At 71.0% G+C, this 18453-nt stretch carries 18 protein-coding genes and 1 pseudogene; 12 read left to right on the top strand and 7 right to left on the bottom strand.

What is annotated here, in order from left to right; translation table 11 throughout:
- The first annotated feature begins 120 nt into the window (after window positions 1-120).
- The 7 genes from ccrA to pssA all read left to right on the top strand — a co-directional run bounded on the left by ccrA (window position 121) and on the right by pssA (window position 7834).
- The gene (ccrA, locus tag ACZ6CL_RS19550; protein ID WP_468937361.1) at window positions 121-1458 is read left to right on the top strand and encodes a crotonyl-CoA carboxylase/reductase; all 1338 of its coding nucleotides are present in this window, start codon (window positions 121-123) and stop codon (window positions 1456-1458) included.
- Window positions 1458-3476 (top strand): protein meaA, encoded by a 2019-nt coding sequence (locus tag ACZ6CL_RS19545; protein WP_468937360.1) that lies wholly within the window; start codon window positions 1458-1460, stop codon window positions 3474-3476. Before ccrA ends, ACZ6CL_RS19545 begins: the two co-directional genes overlap by 1 nt.
- A complete protein-coding gene (locus ACZ6CL_RS19540) occupies window positions 3473-4447 on the top strand; it encodes an HpcH/HpaI aldolase/citrate lyase family protein (protein WP_468937359.1) in 975 nt (324 codons plus the stop codon). The genes ACZ6CL_RS19545 and ACZ6CL_RS19540 overlap by 4 nt, the downstream gene beginning before the upstream one ends.
- Window positions 4448-4452: 5 nt before the next feature.
- The gene (locus ACZ6CL_RS19535; protein ID WP_009714170.1) at window positions 4453-4959 is read left to right on the top strand and encodes a MaoC family dehydratase; all 507 of its coding nucleotides are present in this window, start codon (window positions 4453-4455) and stop codon (window positions 4957-4959) included.
- A 1-nt stretch (window position 4960) separates the two neighbouring features.
- A complete protein-coding gene (locus ACZ6CL_RS19530) occupies window positions 4961-6166 on the top strand; it encodes an acyl-CoA dehydrogenase family protein (RefSeq protein ID WP_468937358.1) in 1206 nt (401 codons plus the stop codon).
- Window positions 6167-6345: 179 nt separating this feature from the next.
- Complete coding sequence (locus tag ACZ6CL_RS19525) at window positions 6346-6993, top strand: phosphatidylserine decarboxylase (RefSeq protein ID WP_468937357.1); 648 nt, start codon at window positions 6346-6348, stop codon at window positions 6991-6993.
- A complete protein-coding gene (gene pssA, locus ACZ6CL_RS19520; RefSeq protein ID WP_385448828.1) occupies window positions 6980-7834 on the top strand; it encodes a CDP-diacylglycerol--serine O-phosphatidyltransferase in 855 nt (284 codons plus the stop codon). Before ACZ6CL_RS19525 ends, pssA begins: the two co-directional genes overlap by 14 nt.
- A 609-nt stretch (window positions 7835-8443) precedes the next feature.
- Here the strand turns inward: pssA and ACZ6CL_RS19515 are convergent.
- Complete coding sequence (locus ACZ6CL_RS19515; protein WP_468937397.1) at window positions 8444-9577, bottom strand: glycerate kinase; 1134 nt, start codon at window positions 9575-9577, stop codon at window positions 8444-8446.
- Window positions 9578-9757: 180 nt separating this feature from the next.
- On the opposite strand from ACZ6CL_RS19515, the gene ACZ6CL_RS19510 reads away from it, so the two are divergent.
- Window positions 9758-10858, top strand: coding sequence for an ADP-ribosylglycohydrolase family protein (locus ACZ6CL_RS19510; protein ID WP_468937356.1), 1101 nt, complete (start codon window positions 9758-9760; stop codon window positions 10856-10858).
- Between the two features lie 45 nt (window positions 10859-10903).
- On the opposite strand, the pseudogene ACZ6CL_RS19505 reads toward ACZ6CL_RS19510, so the two are convergent.
- Window positions 10904-11365, bottom strand: a pseudogene (locus ACZ6CL_RS19505) (helix-turn-helix transcriptional regulator); the annotation flags it as partial.
- A gap of 11 nt (window positions 11366-11376) precedes the next feature.
- Between ACZ6CL_RS19505 and ACZ6CL_RS19500 the strand changes: the two are divergent.
- Window positions 11377-11649 (top strand): hypothetical protein, encoded by a 273-nt coding sequence (locus tag ACZ6CL_RS19500; protein WP_468937355.1) that lies wholly within the window; start codon window positions 11377-11379, stop codon window positions 11647-11649.
- A gap of 145 nt (window positions 11650-11794) precedes the next feature.
- Here the strand turns inward: ACZ6CL_RS19500 and ACZ6CL_RS19495 are convergent, their stop codons facing one another.
- The gene (locus ACZ6CL_RS19495) at window positions 11795-12697 is read right to left on the bottom strand and encodes a helix-turn-helix transcriptional regulator (protein ID WP_468937354.1); all 903 of its coding nucleotides are present in this window, start codon (window positions 12695-12697) and stop codon (window positions 11795-11797) included.
- A gap of 104 nt (window positions 12698-12801) precedes the next feature.
- Between ACZ6CL_RS19495 and ACZ6CL_RS19490 the strand changes: the two genes are divergently transcribed.
- On the top strand, window positions 12802-13833 hold the full coding sequence (locus ACZ6CL_RS19490) for an SDR family NAD(P)-dependent oxidoreductase (RefSeq protein ID WP_468937353.1): 1032 nt from the start codon (window positions 12802-12804) through the stop codon (window positions 13831-13833).
- On the opposite strand, the gene ACZ6CL_RS19485 is transcribed toward ACZ6CL_RS19490, so the two are convergent.
- From ACZ6CL_RS19485 to ACZ6CL_RS19470, 4 genes are all read right to left on the bottom strand, one after another.
- Window positions 13779-14516, bottom strand: a complete 738-nt coding sequence (locus ACZ6CL_RS19485) for an SAM-dependent methyltransferase (protein ID WP_468937352.1) — start codon at window positions 14514-14516, stop codon at window positions 13779-13781. The genes ACZ6CL_RS19490 and ACZ6CL_RS19485 overlap by 55 nt on opposite strands.
- A gap of 464 nt (window positions 14517-14980) precedes the next feature.
- Complete coding sequence (locus ACZ6CL_RS19480; protein ID WP_468937351.1) at window positions 14981-15688, bottom strand: hypothetical protein; 708 nt, start codon at window positions 15686-15688, stop codon at window positions 14981-14983.
- 123 nt (window positions 15689-15811) lie between these two features.
- The gene (locus ACZ6CL_RS19475) at window positions 15812-16516 is read right to left on the bottom strand and encodes a hypothetical protein (RefSeq protein WP_468937350.1); all 705 of its coding nucleotides are present in this window, start codon (window positions 16514-16516) and stop codon (window positions 15812-15814) included.
- Window positions 16517-16597: 81 nt separating this feature from the next.
- On the bottom strand, window positions 16598-17002 hold the full coding sequence (locus ACZ6CL_RS19470) for a GntT/GntP/DsdX family permease (RefSeq protein ID WP_468937396.1): 405 nt from the start codon (window positions 17000-17002) through the stop codon (window positions 16598-16600).
- On the opposite strand from ACZ6CL_RS19470, the gene ACZ6CL_RS19465 reads away from it, so the two are divergent.
- A complete protein-coding gene (locus tag ACZ6CL_RS19465) occupies window positions 17001-17528 on the top strand; it encodes an amidohydrolase family protein (RefSeq protein WP_468937349.1) in 528 nt (175 codons plus the stop codon). The two genes, ACZ6CL_RS19470 and ACZ6CL_RS19465, sit on opposite strands and share 2 nt — an antisense overlap.
- A 9-nt stretch (window positions 17529-17537) precedes the next feature.
- Window positions 17538-18287: an SIR2 family NAD-dependent protein deacylase gene (locus ACZ6CL_RS19460; protein ID WP_468937348.1), complete on the top strand. Its 750-nt coding sequence runs from the start codon at window positions 17538-17540 to the stop codon at window positions 18285-18287.
- The last annotated feature ends 166 nt before the right edge of the window (window positions 18288-18453 follow it).

Below are 18453 nucleotides of genomic sequence, written 5' to 3'. Positions count from 1 at the left end.
CCCACGGCCGAAGATCCTCCGCCGAACCGACGGCACAGCAGCAAGCCAGCAGCTTTCACCCCCGTCACGAGCCCAGCGTTCCCTCAGGCGTCCCTTCCGGACGCTTCGCCGGAGGCACCGATGAACGAGATACTTGACGCGATCCTCGCGTCGGACACGAGCCCCCAGGACTTCTCCGCCCTGAGCGTCCCCGAGTCGTACCGCGCGGTGACCGTGCGCAAGGACGAGGCCGACATGTTCGCGGGCCTCACCACCAAGGAGAAGGACCCCCGCAAGTCACTGCACGTGGACGAGGTTCCGGTGCCCGAACTCGGCCCCGGCGAGGCGCTCGTCGCCGTGATGGCCAGCTCGGTCAACTACAACTCCGTGTGGACCTCGATCTTCGAGCCGATGTCCACCTTCGGCTTCCTGGAGCGGTACGGCAAGCTCTCCCCGCTCGCCAAGCGGCACGATCTGCCGTACCACATCATCGGCTCCGACCTCGCGGGCGTCGTGCTGCGCACCGGCCCCGGTGTGAACGCCTGGAAGCCGGGCGCCGAGGTCGTCGCGCACTGCCTGTCGGTCGAGCTGGAGAGCGCCGACGGCCATGACGACACCATGCTCGACCCCGAGCAGCGCATCTGGGGCTTCGAGACCAACTTCGGCGGGCTCGCCGAGATCGCCCTCGTCAAGTCCAACCAGCTCATGCCCAAGCCACAGCATCTGAGCTGGGAGGAGGCGGCCGCCCCGGGCCTGGTCAACTCGACCGCGTACCGGCAGCTCGTCTCCCGCAACGGCGCCGGGATGAAGCAGGGCGACAACGTCCTGATCTGGGGCGCGAGTGGTGGACTCGGCTCCTACGCCACCCAGTTCGCGCTGGCGGGCGGGGCGAACCCGATCTGCGTGGTCTCGTCCCCGCAGAAGGCCGAGATCTGCCGGAAGATGGGCGCCCGGGCGATCATCGACCGCACCGCCGAGGACTACCGCTTCTGGAAGGACGAGCGCACCCAGGACCCGCGCGAGTGGAAGCGGTTCGGAAGTAAGATCCGCGAACTGACCGGCGGCGAGGACGTGGACATCGTCTTCGAGCACCCGGGCCGCGAGACCTTCGGCGCGAGCGTGTACGTCACCCGCAAGGGCGGCACGATCGTCACCTGCGCCTCGACGTCCGGCTACACCCATGAGTACGACAACCGCTACCTGTGGATGTCGCTGAAGCGGATCGTCGGCTCGCACTTCGCCAACTACCGCGAGGCATGGGAGGCCAACCGCCTCATCGCCAAGGGCAAGATCCACCCGACGCTGTCCAAGACGTACCGCATGGACGAGACCGGCCAGGCCGCGTACGACGTCCACCGCAACCTCCACCAGGGCAAGGTCGGGGTGCTGTGCCTGGCCCCCGAGGAGGGCATGGGCGTGCGCGACCAGGCGATGCGCGACCAGCACATCGAGGCCATCAACCGCTTCAGGGATATCTGATGAGTGGCGAACCCCGCCCCAAGGACCGTCCGTGGCTCATGCGGACGTACGCCGGGCACTCCACCGCCGAGGCGTCCAACGAGCTGTACCGGCGCAACCTGGCCAAGGGCCAGACCGGTCTGTCGGTCGCCTTCGACCTGCCCACCCAGACCGGCTACGACCCCGACCACATCCTCGCCCGCGGCGAGGTGGGCCGGGTCGGGGTCCCGGTCTCCCATCTGGGCGACATGCGGCGGCTGTTCCAGGACATCCCGCTGGAGCAGATGAACACCTCCATGACCATCAACGCCACCGCCATGTGGCTGCTGGCGCTGTACCAGGTGGTCGCGGAGGAGCACGGCGCGGACGCGGCGAAGCTCCAGGGGACGACGCAGAACGACATCGTCAAGGAGTACCTGTCGCGCGGGACGCATGTCTTCCCGCCGGGGCCGAGCCTGCGGCTGACCACCGACATGATCGCGTACACGGTCCACCACATCCCCAAGTGGAACCCGATCAACATCTGCAGCTACCACCTGCAGGAGGCCGGGGCCACTCCGGTGCAGGAGATCGCGTACGCCATGTCGACGGCGATCGCCGTCCTGGACGCGGTGTTCGACTCCGGGCAGGTACCCGAGGAGCGCAAGGGCGATGTGGTGGCCCGGATCTCCTTCTTCGTGAACGCGGGCGTCCGGTTCATCGAGGAGATGTGCAAGATGCGCGCCTTCGGCCGCATCTGGGACCGGATCACCCGGGAGCGGTACGGCATCGAGAACCCCAAACACCGCCGCTTCCGCTACGGCGTCCAGGTCAACTCGCTCGGGCTGACCGAGGCCCAGCCGGAGAACAACGTCCAGCGCATCGTGCTGGAGATGCTCGCCGTCACCCTCTCCAAGGACGCCCGCGCCCGCGCCGTCCAGCTCCCCGCCTGGAACGAGGCGCTGGGGCTGCCCCGGCCCTGGGACCAGCAGTGGTCGCTGCGCATCCAGCAGGTGCTGGCACAGGAGAGCGATCTGCTGGAGTACGACGACATCTTCGCGGGCTCGCACGTCATCGAGGCCAAGGTCGCCGAGCTGACCGGGGAGGCCGAGGCCGAGATCGAGCGCATCCAGGAGATGGGCGGGGCGATGGCCGCCGTCGAGTCCGGCTATCTCAAGGCGCAGCTGGTCGCCTCGCACGCGGCGCGGCGGGCCCGGATCGAATCGGGCGAGGAGAAGATCGTCGGCGTCAACTCCTACGAGTCCACCGAGCCCAATCCGCTCACCGCCGACCTGGACACCGCGATCATGACGGTGGACCCGGCGAACGAGGCCCGGGTGGTCTCCGCCCTGCACACCTGGCGTGAGCAGCGCGACGCCCACCGCGCTGAGACCGCCCTCTCGGCGCTCCGCAAGGCCGCCGCGGGCACCGACAACCTGATGGCCGCGACCGTGGAGTGCGCCCGCGCCGGGGTCACGACCGGCGAGTGGGCATGGGCGCTGCGCGATGTCTTCGGCGAGTTCCGGGCCCCCACCGGGGTCAGCGGGGCGCCGCTGGCCGTCACCGCGGAGGCGGGCAGCGCGCTCGCCACCGTGCGCGAGAAGGTCGAGAAGACCGCGGCCGAGCTGGGCGGCGGGCGGCTGCGGCTGCTGGTCGGCAAGCCCGGCCTGGACGGGCACAGCAACGGCGCCGAGCAGATCGCCGTACGGGCCCGGGACGCCGGGTTCGAGGTGGTCTACCAGGGGATCAGGCTCACCCCGGAGCAGATCGTCACGGCGGCCGTCGCCGAGGACGTGCACTGTGTCGGCCTGTCGATCCTCTCCGGCTCGCACGCCGAGCTGGTGCCCGACGTCCTGGAGCGGCTGCGGCTGGCCGGGGCGCGGGACATTCCCGTCATCGTGGGCGGCATCATCCCGGCCGCGGACGCCGCCGCACTGCGCGCGGCGGGTGTCGCGGCCGTCTTCACCCCCAAGGACTTCGGTATCACGGAGATCATCGGCCGTATCGTCGACGAGATCCGTACCGCGAACACGCTTCCCGCACTGGAGGTTCCCGTATGACCGCGCCCGCCCCCGCAGACCGAGTGCTGCGGCCGCGCCGCTCCTGCCTGGCCGTGCCCGGGTCCAATCCGCGCTTCCTGGAGAAGGCCCAGGGCCTCCCGGCCGACCAGGTGTTCCTGGACCTGGAGGACGCGTGCGCGCCGCTGGCCAAGGAGGACGCCCGGCACTCCATCGTCAAGGCGCTGAACGAGGGCGACTGGACCGGCAAGACCCGGGCGGTGCGGGTCAACGACTGGACCACCCACTGGACGTACCGGGACGTCATCACGGTCGTCGAGGGCGCGGGCCCGAACCTGGACTGCATCATGCTGCCCAAGGTGCAGGACGCCCAGCAGGTGCAGGCGCTGGACCTGCTGCTCACCCAGATCGAGAAGACGATGGGCTTCGAGGTCGGCCGGATCGGCATCGAGGCGCAGATCGAGAACGCCAAGGGCCTGGTCAACGTCGACGACATCGCCGGTGCCTCGCCCCGGCTGGAGACGATCATCTTCGGCCCGGCCGACTTCATGGCGTCCATCAACATGAAGTCGCTGGTCGTGGGCGAGCAGCCGCCCGGCTACCCGGCGGACGCGTACCACTACATCCTGATGCGCATCCTGATGGCCGCCCGTACCCATGACCTGCAGGCCATCGACGGCCCGTACCTGCAGATCAAGAACGTGGACGGCTACCGCGAGGTCGCCGGGCGCGCGGCGGCGCTCGGCTTCGACGGCAAGTGGGTGCTGCACCCGGGCCAGGTCGAGGCGGCGAACGAGGTCTTCTCGCCGTCGCAGGAGGACTACGACCACGCCGAGCTGATCCTGGACGCGTACGAGTACTGCACGTCCGAGGCGGGCGGTCTGAAGGGCTCGGCGATGCTGGGCGACGAGATGATCGACGAGGCCAGCCGCAAGATGGCGCTGGTCATCGCGGGCAAGGGCCGTGCGGCCGGGATGACCCGTACGTCCACCTTCGAACCCCCGGAGGCGTGAGCACGATGCAGTTCGGCCGCACTTACGAAGAGTTCACGGTGGGCGATGTCTACCGGCACTGGCCGGGGAAGACGGTCACCGAGTACGACGACCATCTCTTCTGTCTGCTCACCATGAATCATCACCCGCTGCACATGGACAGCAACTACGCCGAGAAGACGACCGATTTCGGCAAAAACGTCGTAGTCGGAAACTACATCTACTCGCTGCTGCTCGGCATGTCGGTCCCGGACGTCTCCGGAAAGGCCATCGCCAACCTGGAGGTCGAGTCACTGAAGCACGTCGCGCCGACGTTCCATGGCGACACCATCTACGGCGAGACGGAGGTGCTGGACAAGACGCCGTCGAAGTCCAAAACCGACCGCGGAATCGTGCATGTGGAGACGAAGGGCTACAAGCAGGACGGCACTCTCGTGTGCGTCTTCCGGCGCAAGGTGATGGTGCCCACCGCCACGTACATCAAGGAGCGGGGCGGCGAGCAGCCGGGCCGCCCGGAGCTGGGAGGGCAGTGATATGGGCCGTCTGGCGCAGACCGAGGGACTGACCGACATCCAGCGGGAGATCCTCTCCACGGTCAGGGATTTTGTCGACAAGGAGATCCTGCCGGTCGCCACCGAACTGGAGCACCGCGACGAATATCCGACCCGGATCGTGGAGGGGCTGAAGGAGCTGGGCCTCTTCGGGCTGATGATCCCCGAGGAATACGGCGGCCTGGGCGAGTCACTGCTCACTTACGCACTGTGCGTGGAGGAGATCGCCCGCGGCTGGATGAGCGTGTCCGGCATCATCAACACGCACTTCATCGTGGCCTACATGCTGAAGCAGCACGGCACCCAGGAGCAGAAGGACTATTTCCTGCCCAAGATGGCGCTCGGGGAGATCCGCGGCGCCTTCTCGATGTCGGAGCCCGCGCTGGGCTCGGATGTGTCGGCGATCACCAGCAAGGCGGTGCCGGACGGCGACGAGTACGTGCTGACCGGCCAGAAGATGTGGCTGACCAACGGCGGCACGTCCACGCTGGTGGCGGTCCTGTGCCGGACCGGCGAAGGCTCCGAGGAGGGCGCCGCCCCGCACAAGTCCATGACCACCTTCCTGGTCGAGAAGGAGCCGGGCTTCGGTGAGGTGCGGCCCGGACTGACCATTCCCGGCAAGATCGAGAAGATGGGCTACAAGGGGGTCGACACCACCGAGCTCATCATGGACGGACTGCGCATTCCGGCCGATCGGGTGCTCGGCGGAACGACCAACCGCGGTTTTTACCAAATGATGGACGGAGTGGAGGTCGGCCGGGTCAACGTGGCCGCGCGCGGCTGTGGCGTGGCACAGCGCGCATTTGAGCTGGGCGTTGCGTACGCACAGCAGCGTCACACCTTCGGGAAGCCGATCGCCCAGCATCAAGCCATCCAGTTCAAACTGGCCGAAATGGGAACAAAGGTCGAGGCGGCGCATGCGATGATGGTCAATGCGGCCCGCAAGAAGGACGCGGGTGCGCGCAACGACCTCGAAGCGGGAATGGCGAAGTACCTGGCGTCGGAGTACTGCAAAGAGGTCGTGGAGGACGCCTTCCGCATCCACGGCGGGTACGGCTTCTCCAAGGAATACGAGATCGAGCGTCTCTACCGTGAGGCACCGATGCTCCTCATCGGCGAAGGTACCGCCGAGATTCAGAAAATGATTATTGGACGACGACTGCTGGAGGATTACCGAACGCAAGGCTGATGTCCCTTTTGGGGTGGTATCCGAGAGAAGAAGGTCACACCGCGCCATGGGTCTTCGGCCACTGACAAGCCACCGACAGGCCCTGGCGCTTGCCCAGTTACCGCTCGCAACCGATACCATCCGGGAAAGCCGCCGTCCCCAGTCTTGCGTCGCGGCATCCTCCGCTACGAAGGTCATCCATGCCCCACAGCCAATCCTCTGCACAACGCGGCCGCGTCCGCCTCGCGCGCGGAGCGTCGCCGTGGCTCCTCCCGACCGTCGCCACGGCGGCGGTCAGCCTCACCCGCGCCCGTCGCTCCGGACGCTGGGCGGCAGTCGCCGTGCCCGCCACCGCGCTCGCGGCGGGCATGCTGTGGTTCTTCCGTGACCCCGAGAGAGAGATCTCTCAGGGCCGCGTCATCTCCCCGGCCGACGGTGTGGTGCAGAGCATCATGCCGTGGAAGGACGGGCGCACCCGCGTCGCGATCTTCATGAGCCCGCTCAACGTCCACGTGAACCGCGCTCCGCTGGCCGGCACCGTGGCCTCCGTCGAGCACATTCCGGGCGGCTTCGTTCCCGCGTTCAACAAGGAAAGCGAGAACAACGAGCGGGTCGTCTGGCACTTCGACACCGAGCTGGGCGACATCGAGATGGTGCAGATCGCGGGCGCGGTCGCGCGCCGAATCGTTCCGTACGTGCCGCAGGGCACCAAGGTCGAGCAGGGTGAGCGGATCGGTCTCATCCGCTTCGGCTCGCGCGTGGACGTCTACCTTCCCGAGGGCGTCGATGTCGCGGTCGAGGTCGGCCAGGCCACCACCGCGGGGGTGACTCGCCTTGACCGTGATTGATCCCGACACCCCTTGGGTGCCCGAGGCCGAGATGGACGCCGCCGACGAGACGGACGACATGCCGCTGTCGACCCGGCTGTCGATAGCGGACACCCTGACCCTCGGCAACGCCACCTGCGGCTTCCTGGCGGTCTACTTCACCACCACCGGCGTCCTCATCCCGCACCTCACGGGCAGCGAGGACGGCGGCATGACCCGCCACAGCGCCGCCTCGGCGGTCATGCTGATGCTGCTGGCGTCCGTCTTCGACCTCTTCGACGGCCTCGTCGCGCGGAAGCTGCGCAGCTCGGCCATGGGCGCGGAGCTGGACAACCTCTCCGACCTGATCAGCTTCGGGCTCGCCCCGGCGTACTTCGTCCTCGTCTGGGGCATGGTCGCCGACAGTCCCTATGAGCGGGTCTCGGTGGTGGGCGCCATCATCGTCCTGTTGGCGGTCGTCCTCCGGCTGGCCAGATTCTCCTGCGTCACCCTGCGCGACGGCGTCTTCCAGGGCATGCCGAGCCCCTTCGGCGCGCTCACCGTCGTCTCGGTCGTCCTGCTGGGCCTGCCCTTCGTGCCGACCCTGCTGGCGATCATCGGCGTGGCGTGGCTGATGGTGAGCCGCGTCGAATACCCCAAGCCGCGCGGCCGCCTCGCCGTGGCCATGCTCGGCTGGATCGTCACCAGCATGGCGCTGCTGGCCGCCTGGGCCTTCGAGGCCCCCGGCGGCGAGCTGCTCCTCCAGTCGGCGTGCGCCCTCCAGGTCGTCATGGGCGCGGTGATCCCCCTCTTCGCCACGGCCCGCCGCGTCAACGCCTTCCGCGACAACCGCCGCGAGGCCAGGGCAGCGCAGCTGCCGTAGCGACGGCCGCAGCCACATCCGCCGTGGGCCCCGAGCACCCGCTCGGGGCCCACGGCGTTTTCGCGCCCGGCCCGCGACCGGAAGCCAAGGCCGCAGTTCCGGCGAGCCCGAAGGCCAGACCCCGCGGCGGGGCCAGGAGCACAGCCCAGCGGCGCCCGGCAGCCAAAAGCGCCGGGACGCAGGCGCGCCCCCGGCGAGGGCCAGGGGGGGCGGCGCCCTGGGCGAGGGCCAAAGGGGGGCGGAGCCCCGGGGCACCGGTGCGACCACAGCCCGACCCGCCAACCCGGGACCGCCGCCGGGTAGCCGGGCCCCGAGGCACAGCCCTAACGGTGCCCGGCAGCCGGAAGCCAGGGCCGAGCACCGGGCCGGGTGGGACGCAGGCGCGGGCCAGGCCCGGCCAGCCGCCCCGAGGCCCCCTTCCCCGCCAGTGGGCCGACTGCGGAGCCCCCTGGCGAGGGCCAGGGGGCGGAGCGAGGGGGCGGCGGTACGGCAATGGCCCGACCCGCCAGCCCGGCGCCGCCGCCGGGGTCCAGGGGCGGAAGCCCCGGTGGGGGGCCGGGGGCGCAGCCCCCGGTTTCGGGAAGGGGCGGGGTGGGGGCAGGCCCGGGGTCAGCCGAGGAAGTCCGCCGCCAGGCGTTCGGCGGCTCGCTCCAGGAGGGGGCCCGCTTGGGCGATGCAGCGGGTCGGGTCCGGTTCCAGGTCGGTCAGCGGGTACGCCCGGCGAATACCGGCACCGCCCAGCGCCGCCGGGGTCAGGGCGAGGCGACCGCAGACCGCGACCACGTCGATGCCCCGCGCCCGCGCCGCCGCCGCGACGCCCGCCGGGGCCTTGCCGTGCAGGGTCTGCTCGTCCAGCGAGCCCTCCCCCGTGATCACCAGGTCCGTCCCCTCCAGCGCGGCGGCGAAGCCCAGGACGTCCAGCATCACGTCGATGCCGGGGCGGAACGCCGCGCCGAGGCCCAGCAGCGCGCCGAAGCCGATGCCGCCCGCCGCACCGGCGCCCGGCGCGGCCGCGTACTCGGCGGCGCGCGGCCCGACGGCCCGCTCCAGGGCGCGTACGTACGTGGCGAGCGCGGCGTCCAGGGCCGCGACATCGGCCTCGCTCGCGCCCTTCTGCGGCCCGTAGACCGCCGCCGCGCCCTTCGGCCCGGTCAGCGGATTGTCGACATCGCTGGCCAGCACGATCTCCGCCGACCCGAGCCGCGGGTCGAGACCGGACAGGTCCGCCGTCGTCAGTTCGCCCAGCGGGCCGCCGCCCGGCGCGACGGGCGTGCCGTCGCCGCGCAGGAAGCGCGCGCCGAGCGCGCTCAGCATTCCGGCGCCACCATCGGTCGTGGCGCTGCCGCCGACGCCGAAGACGATCGTGCCGGCGCCCGCGTCGAGCGCCGCCCGCAGCAGCTCACCGCTGCCGTACGTGGTGGCGGTGAGCGGCGCGAAGACCCCGTCCGGGAGGTGCCGCAGCCCGGACGCCTCGGCCATCTCCACCACGGCCGTCCCGTCGCGCAGCGCGTACGCCGCCGTGACCGGGGCACCCAGCGGCCCGGTCACCCGCGCCTCGCGCCGCTCGAACCCGGCCGCGACCGCCGCGTCCACCGTGCCGTCCCCGCCGTCGGCGACCGGCAGTGCCTCGATGTGCAGCAGATCGTCACCGCCGGACCAGCCGCGCCGCAGCCCCGCCGTCACCCGTTCGGCGACCTCGACGGCGGTGAGGGAGCCCTTGAACTTGTCGGCGGCGATCAGCACCCGCGTCGGGGGCGTCGCCTGCCCCTGCGCCCACGTCTTCACGTCTGCCGTCGCCTCGGCCTTCGCAGCGTCCGTCACCCTGGTACCCCTTGCTTTTCGCTCAGGCGGTCGAAGCCGCCCTGACCCTATCCGCTGGGACCGCCACCCGGTACACCCACATCATCCGGGTACACCTGACACATGGGCCACAGCGGCAACGCGCCCGCAGCACTCGCGGACCGGATCCTCGGCGGCTGGCTCGGCCGCGTCGCCGGGAACATGCTCGGCAAGCCCATCGAACGCGGCGACGTCTGGACCCGCGACCGCATCGACCGCTATCTGCGCCGCGCCGACGCCCTCCCGCTCACCGACTACCTGCCCGCCCTGGAGCCGCCACCCGACCCGGTGGAGTTCGAGCTGCGCCCCGAGTGGCAGAGTTGCGTCCGCGGCCGGATCCACGGCAGCTGCCGGGACGACGACATCGACTACACCGTCCTCGGCCTGCACCTCCTGGAGACCCACGGCTTCGGCTTCACCACCGAGCAGGTGGGCGAGATGTGGCTGCTGCGGCTGCCGTATCTGCAGACGTTCACCGCCGAGCGGGCCGCGTACCGCAATCTCGCGGCCGGGGTGCGGCCCCCGCTCACCGCGACCGTCGACAACCCCTACCAGGAGTGGATCGGCGCCCTGATCCGCGCCGACATCCACGGCTGGGTCAACCCCGGCGACCCGCCCCGCGCCGCCGCCATGGCCCGCCGCGACGCCGTGCTGTCCCACACCGGCAACGGGGTGTACGGGGCGATGTGGGCGGCCGCGCTGATCGCCGCCGCGTTCACGGCCGACGGCCCCCGTGCGGCGGTCGAGGCCGCCCTCGACCGCATCCCGCCGCGCTGCCGCCTGGCCCGTACGGTGCGCCGCGCCGCGTCCCTGTACGACGCGGGCGTGACCTGGACGGACGCGCTGGACCAGCTGGAGCGCGAGACGAGCGGCCTGCCCTGGATCCACACCGTCCCGAACGCCGCCGTCCTCACCGCCGGGATCCTCTACGGCGCGGGCGACTTCACCGCCACCCTCACCCTCACCGTGCGCGGCGGCCTGGACACCGACTCCAACGGCGCCACCGCGGGCTCCGTCGCGGGCGTCCTGTGCGGCGCAGCCGCCCTCCCGCCGCAGTGGACAGAGCCGCTGGAGGACCGGATCCGCAGCGCCGTCTTCGGCTTCGACGGAGCCCGCGTCAGCGACCTCGCGGCCCGTACGCACCGCCTGGCGGTACGCCCCTACGAAGAATCGTCGTCAACGTAACGCCGGTCCGGCTGCGCGCGAGAGGTCTGAGGGGGACCGAGTGCGTCACTCGGCGGGTGAGCGCTTGAGCCGGCGAGGTTTCGCGGTGCGGTGTTCGGTCGGGGTGACGCCGCGGAGGCGTTTGAAGGCGACGCTCAGTGCGAAGGCGTTGGCATAGCCGACCTCCCGGGCGATCGAGCCGACCGTGGCGTCCGTCTCGCGCAGCAGGTCGGCCGCCACATCGGTGCGCCAGGAGGCGAGATAGGTCATCGGTGGTTCGCCGACCCGTGTGGAGAAGCGGCGGGCGAGCGCGGCGCGGGACAGTCCCGATCGGGCTGCCAGGTTCGCCACGGTCCATGGGTGGGCCGGATCGTCGTGGAGCAGCCGCAGAGCGTGGCCCACCGCCGGGTCGTCCATCGCGCGGTACCACGTCGGCGCGTGCGTCTCGGACTGGTCGAACCAGGTCCGCAGCGTGGAGAGGAGCATGAGGTCCAGCAGCCGGTCTCTCATCACCTGCTGCCCGGGTTTCTTGGCGCGGCGTGGACGTACCCGGGTACTCCGGCGAGGCCAACATCGCCGGTGCCACGCACGTGGACGGTGAGAGCGCGGTGCGCGACAGCGGTATCGCGTGGACGATCCTGCGCCCCGCCTGGTTCGCGCAGAACTTCAGCGAGGGCATCTTCCGGGACGCGATCCTCGCCGGTGAACTGAGGCTGCCGGCCGGGGACGGCGCGGCCTCCTTCGTCGATGCCGAGGACTCGTCGGCCGGGGGTCGCCGGTCTCCGAGGCAGAGGACTACGCGGAGGCGGTGAGCCCGATCCGGCGCGGCATGGACAGCCATATCTCCGACGGAGTCCAGCGAGCCCTCAGCCGCCGGGCGCGGGACTTCACCGCTTACGTGAAGGCCTCCGTTGGGGCGTGGGGCGACTGAGCAAGCGGATCGGCTGACGACAGACGTCAGCCGCGCCCGGCGTTCCGGGCGGGGTCGGCTGCCGCAGGGCCTGCCGTCACATCGCCCTGCGCCGGGTCGGCGGCGAGGGAGGCCAGGAGGGCGAGGCGTTCGGCGGTGGGGGTGCCCGGCTCCGCGTGGTACATGACCAGGATCTGGCGGTCGGTGTCCGGGATCGGCAGCTTCTCATGCCGCAGTTCCAGCTCGCCGACCTGCGGGTTCATGATCGTGCCGATGCCGCCGCGCTTGGGACGGACGTCGTGCCGGGCCCAGAGCCGCCGGAAGCGTTCGCTGCGTACGGACAGCTCGCCGACGAGTTCGATCAGCTCGGGGTCGTCGACATCGGGGCCGACGAGCCCGCGCAGGACGGCGACCGAGCTTTCGGTGCTGGCCTCCCAGCGGCCGTGGGGAGCGCCGGAGGCGGGGTCGAGGAAGAGGGCGCGGAGCATGTTGGTGCCCGGTGTGAAGAGCGGGGAGAGCGCCTGGGCGAGCGGGTTGGCGGCGAGGACGTCCAGCAGGCGCCCCTGGACGAACGCGGGCGTGTGCGGCCACGTCGTGATGAGCTGCCGGATGCCCTGCGGAACGCGTTCAGGACGGCGGGAGGGCGCGCGGCGGCGGGGACGGACCGGCGTGGCGAGGCGGTGCAGATGCGCGGTGGCGTCGTCGTCCAGCCGGAGCGCACGGGCCAGGGCGTCGACGACCTGGGCGGAGGGGTGCCGGTCGCGCCCCTGCTCCAGACGCAGGTAGTAGTCGGCGCTGATCCCGGCCAGCAGCGCCAGTTCCTCCCGGCGCAGCCCCGGTACGCGGCGCCGCCCGGCCGCGGGCAGGCCCACGTCCTCCGGGCGGACCAGCTCACGGCGGGCCCTCAGATACGCGCCGAGCGGGGTGTCCGCCCGATGATCGCTCACCATGCCGTCCACGTTAAGGCCGCCGGGCGGCGGTGAGCCTGGTCCTGTCACTCCCAGGACAGGCGGGGCTCTGGGTACCGGGCAGCCTCGGGAGCACCGTTACCGGCATGACACTCCTCACCACGCCGTTCGGACCCCGGTCGACCGCCGCCGAGGTCGCCGCCGAAGTCACCGCCGACGCCGGACTGTCCGGGAAGCGGGCCATCGTCACCGGGGCGTCCTCCGGAATCGGCGCGGAGACCGCCCGGGTCCTGGCGGCCGCCGGAGCCGAGGTCACCCTCGCGGTCCGCGACCTGACCGCCGGTGCCGCGGTCGCCGCCGGTATCACCGAGGCCACGGGCAACAAGGAGGTGCGCGTGGCACGCCTCGAACTGGCCGACCCGTCGTCGGTCGCGGCCTTCACCGCCGCCTGGGACGGGCCGCTCCATGTGCTGGTCGACAACGCGGGCGTCATGGCCCTGCCGGAACTGCGGCTCACACCCGACGGCCGGGAGACCCAATTCGCCGTCAACCACCTGGGGCACTTCGCCCTCACGGTGGGCCTGCGGCGGGCCCTGGCGGCGGCCGACGGCGCCCGGGTCGTCGCGGTCAGCTCCTCCGCGCACCTGCTCTCGCCGGTCGTCTTCGACGACATCCACTTCGCCTTCCGGCCCTACGACCCGTGGCTCGCGTACGGCCAGTCCAAGACCGCCAACATCCTCTTCGCCGTCGGCGCCGCAAGCCGGTGGGCCGACGACGGCATCGCCGTCAACGCCCTCTCCCCGGGCTCCGTCCCGACCAACCTGACCCGTCACATGGGCGGGCCCTCGGGCGTCACCCTTGAGGAGGGGCTGCGCAAGACGCTGGAGCAGGGCGCGGCCACCACGGTCCTGCTGGCGGTCTCGCCCCTGCTGGAGGGGGTCACCGGACGGTATTTCGCCGACTGCGCCGAGGCACTGCCGGTCCCCCGGCGGCCGTCCATGACACCGGTCACCGCCGAGTTCATGAACGGCGTCGCCCCCTTCGCCCTCGACCGCACGGCCGCCGACCGGCTGTGGGAGGAGTCCCTCCTGGCTGTGTCACGCAGCAGTGGGACTGGTCCAGGTCAGCTGGAGGGCTGGCGCAAGACCAGGCAGAGGAAGCCAAAGCTGTCCCGGTAGGAACGCAGCCATTCGGAGCGGCGGGTACTGGCTGTCGAGAGAACTTGGGAACTGTCCGGATCATCAGGATGGTCCAGGGCCCATGCAGCCATCGACCCCCAGCATGCCCACTCGTAGTCGTCCAGCTCCCGGCGGGTGCTGACGTGGCCGTGGACGGGCGTCCACCCGTCAGCGGTCACACGATCCAAGGTGGTCGCCAGGTCGGTGAAGTCGCCGAGCATCTCGACCGCTTCCGGGGAAGGCTCTCTCTCCCAGAATCCGTCACCGACCAGGACGTGTCCGCCCGGAGCCAGATGCTTGCGTGCCGCCGCGAGAGTGGGGAGCAGACCGCCGAAGGCGTGGGCGGCCCCGACGCTGAGCACCAAGTCGAACGGGCGCACGGAGACGAAGTCGGCGGCTGCCTGGTGGTGGAGGACCAAGCGTTCCTGGACGCCGAGGCTGCCTGCGGCTTCATGGGCTTGTGTCAGCGCGTCTTTGGAGATGTCGACGCCCTCGGCACGCAAGCGAGGGCTGGTGGACAGGGCGCGAAGGAGCCACTCTCCTCCTCCGCAGCCGAGATCGAGCACACGCGCGTCAGGTTGGAGGATCCCGCGCGCGAGCAGTTCGCGCACCGAATCGTCGTCGAGGGGAGATTTTATCGGATGATTGGCGTGAGCAATCCTGGACATTTGTTCACGGTTCATCAGCGCAGCCTGACACCGCCGGAAGTCTGCGCGCACCTCCATTTCGCGGTGAACTGCCTGTCACTCACGCGCCCTCGGTGCCCTGCGCAATCAGCAGGTGCGACGTGCCGGTACCGGAGTCGCCGATCAGGCAGAGCGGTGCGGGCGGTCGCTCCGGGAAAGGCACCCGGCTTGCGCAGGAGCGCCTCCAGGTGTGCAGCGGACAGTGATCCGGCCGGAACGGTTAACCCGCGGAGTGAACCAGCGTCCGGTCTCGAACACCTCGCGGGGAACGCGTGCACGCGCCCCTCGCAGAACGCCTCCTGACCGCAGGAGGCGAAGACCCGGTGCACCGCCTCGCATCGGGGCCCACCCCGGCCTGGCGCGCGCAACGCCAGGCCCATCCGGTGTTCCCGGCGGATCGCCGCGTACAACTCGACCCTCCGTTCAACCTGAGGCGACCGTACAAACGGGCGATACGAGCGTCAGTCCCCCGCCACATCCCACTGGCTGCCCAGCCAGCCCTCGTGGCTGCCGAGGAGGGCGACGAGGGCGGCGGTGACGCGGTCGTCCCACCAGTCCTCCAGCACCTCCAGCTCGAAGGCGTCGCCGGCGCCGCTCTGGAAGTCGAGGACGACCCGGCGGTCGACGCGCCACTTCGTGCGGCGCGGGGTGCGGGCGACGTCGCCGCCGCCGATGATGCTGCCGATCGCGATGGCCAGCTGAATGGGCGAGATCAGCCACCACACGAACCACCAGAAGGGGCGGCCCTTCAGCCCGACCGCGGTCGGCGCGCCCGCCTGCTGGACGGTCCAGCGGGTGCGGACCGTGCCGCCCTTCATGGCGGGTTGGCGGGTGATGAGGGCGAGGGGTTCACCGGCGGCGCCCAGCACCTCGTACGTGCAGGACGCGCCCTTGGCCGCCGACTTGGTCACGACGTGCGCGAACACCTGCTGCCGGTACTGATCGGCCCAGAGGGTGAAGGCGCGGGTGCCGTCCTTGCGGGCGGCGCGGTAGGCCTTCAGGTCGCCGCCGGGCGGGTCGCGGCGCTCAGGGAACGCGAGGGGATGGATGGTGCGGTCGGGTTCGGGGGCGCCATCGGAGATCCGTATCTGCCAGGTGACGCGCCCGTCGTTCGGCGGTTGTTCGTTCTTGCTCAGCGTCTGTCCGCTCAGCCAGAGAAAACGGCCCATCCTCGCACTCTCCCCGTCATGCCATGTCCGACCTGGTGCGGAGCGGACTCTACCGGTCCGGGATAACGCGTTCGCCGCCGACCGCACGCCGTGCGCAGCGGCGACTCCGGGTCCCGACGCCGGTCAGCCCCGCGCCAGATCCCAGTCGACGCCCATCCAGCCGTCGTGGCTGCGCAGGAGGGCGACGAGGGCGGCAAGGGCGCGGTCGTCCCACCAGTCCGCGCGGGCCTCGAGTTCGAAGCTGCTCGAGTAGCCGCGGCGGTAGTCGAGGACCACCCGCCAGTCCGCGCGCCACTTGGTGCGGCGCGGGGAGCGGGCGGCTTCGTCGCTCATGCCGTCCTGGAGGGCGCTGATGACCACGATGACGGCTTGGAGGGGCAGGGTCAGCCACCACACGAGCCACCAGAAAAGGCGGCCCTTCACACCGGCGGCGGCCCGGGCGCCGGTCTGCTGGACGGTCCAGCGGGTACGGAGTCCGCCCTTCATGGCCGGGCGGCGGGTGATGACGGCCAAGGACTCACCCGCGGCGCCCAGCACCTCGTACGTTGCCGGACCGCCCTTCCGTGCCGAGGTGGTGACCACCCGCGCGAACACCTGCTCGCGACGGGGATCGGCCCAGAGGGTGAAGGCACGGGTGCCGTCCTCGCGGGCGGCGCGGTATTCGTCCATGCCGCCGCCGGGCGGGTCCTGCCGCTCGGGGAAGGCCAGCGGCGTCACGGTGCGGTCGCGCCCGGCACGCTCGCCGGAGGTTCGTATCGTGTGGGCCACGCACCCGTCCGGTCCACCGTCCTCCGGCGTCGACCCGCCCAGCCACAGGAACCGCCCCATCCGTGTTCTCCCCGTCCGCAGTGATGATCTTGCGCCGATCCGGACCCTATCGGTCCGGTTGAACGCGCTCGCCGTCGGCCGTCAGGCGAAGACGGACAGCAGGAGAGCCATGCCGAGGCCGAGCACGCTCACCAGCGTCTGCACCGCGGTCCGGGGCTTCGCGGCCTGCGTCAGGTTCATCCCGAAGGACTCCTTGACCAGCCAGAATCCGGCGTGGTTGACGTAGTTCAGGACGAGCGAGCCCGAACCGATGGCGATCACGAGGAGGGACGCCTCGAGGCCGCCGCCGGTGCCGATCCGCGGGGCGATGATGCCGGTGGCGGAGACGATGCCGACCGTGGCCGAACCGGTGGTGAGGGACAGGAGCAGGGCTATCAGCCAGCCCAGGACGATCAGGTTCATGTGGGCTCCCTCGGCCGCCGACGCGATGGCGTCACCGATGCCGGAGTCCTTCAGGACCTGATTGAACGCGCCGCCGCCGCCGATGACGAGCAGGATGGAGGCGATGGACTGGCTGGCCCGTGAACTCGCCCTGCGCGGGCTCCATGTGGAAGTGCAGGCGCGACAGCGGCAGTGGGAGGAGCTGGAACCATGGCTTCTCCGCTGGCCCGGCGCGGTGGTCATCGACCATCTGGGGCTGCCGGCGCACTCGTCGCTCTCGTATCCCGGTTCCGACGCGCTCTTCCGTCTTCTCGCCGCCCAGCATGTGTGGGTGAAGGCGGCCGCACCGTACCGCTCGGCGCCGCGGGCGGCCACGGCGATGCTGCGGAGCCTGCTGTGCACCGGAAGCGTCGAACGGATGGTGTGGGGAAGCGACTGGCCCTGGACCCGCCATGAGGAAGGCCGGGTCTACCACGCCACCCTGACCTGGCTCACGGCAGAGCTGAGCGCGGCCGGAACCCAGCGGATTCTGTGCGCCAACCCGGCCCGGCTGTTCGGCTGGACGCCTTCCGTCACGACCGTCGACCGCTCACCCACGGCAGCGGAACCCACGACCGCACGGCGAGCGTAGGCTCACCGCATGAGCAGCGAGACGACGCGGCGGCCCCTCGTCGCGATCCTCAGCGGGGCGGGCATCTCGACTGACTCCGGGATTCCGGACTACCGCGGCCCGCAGGGGCTGTGGCGGCGCGATCCCGAGGCCGAGAAGCTCGTGACGTACGACTACTACATGACCGACCCGGACATCCGGCGCCGCTCCTGGCAGATGCGCCGGGAGAGCAAGGCGCTGCACGCCCGGCCGAACGGCGCGCACGAGGCCGTGGCGCGGCTGGAGCGGTCGGGGGTGCCGGTGCGCGTGATCACGCAGAACGTGGACGGGCTGCACCAGCTGGCCGGAATGCCCGACCGCAAGGTGCTCGAACTGCACGGCACCGCGCGCGTCGTGCAGTGCACCCACTGCGAGGAGCGCTCCGGGATGGACGAGGCGCTGGAGCGGGTCGCGGCGGGTGAGGCGGACCCGATGTGCCGGGAGTGCGGCGGGATCCTGAAGTCGGCGACGGTGATGTTCGGGCAGGGTCTCGACCCGGAGGTGCTGACCGAGGCGGTCGCGGTGGCGCGGGCGTGCCAGGTGTTCATCGCGGTCGGCACCAGCCTCCAGGTGCAGCCCGCGGCGTCGCTCGCCGGGATGGCCGCCGAGAGCGGCGCCCGGCTGATCATCGTCAACGCCGAGCCGACGCCGTACGACGCGCTCGCGGACGAGGTCGTCCGCGAGCCCATCGGTACGGCGCTGCCCGCGCTGCTGGAGCGGCTCGCCGCCGGGGGCGGCTGATTCCGGCGGTGGGCGTCAGCGGCGCGCGATCACCGGCTCCCACATCCCGCGCCCCTCGTACGCCCGCCAGCCGGTGAGCGGGACGGTGCTACCGCCCTCCGGGTCGGTCAGCACCCCCTTGGACGTGTGCGGTCCGCCCCGCTATGCCAGGTCGCGGAAGAAAGTT

This window comes from Streptomyces sp. NPDC041200, from assembly GCF_055591805.1.
This window is presented reverse-complemented; position numbering and strand designations above follow the sequence as displayed.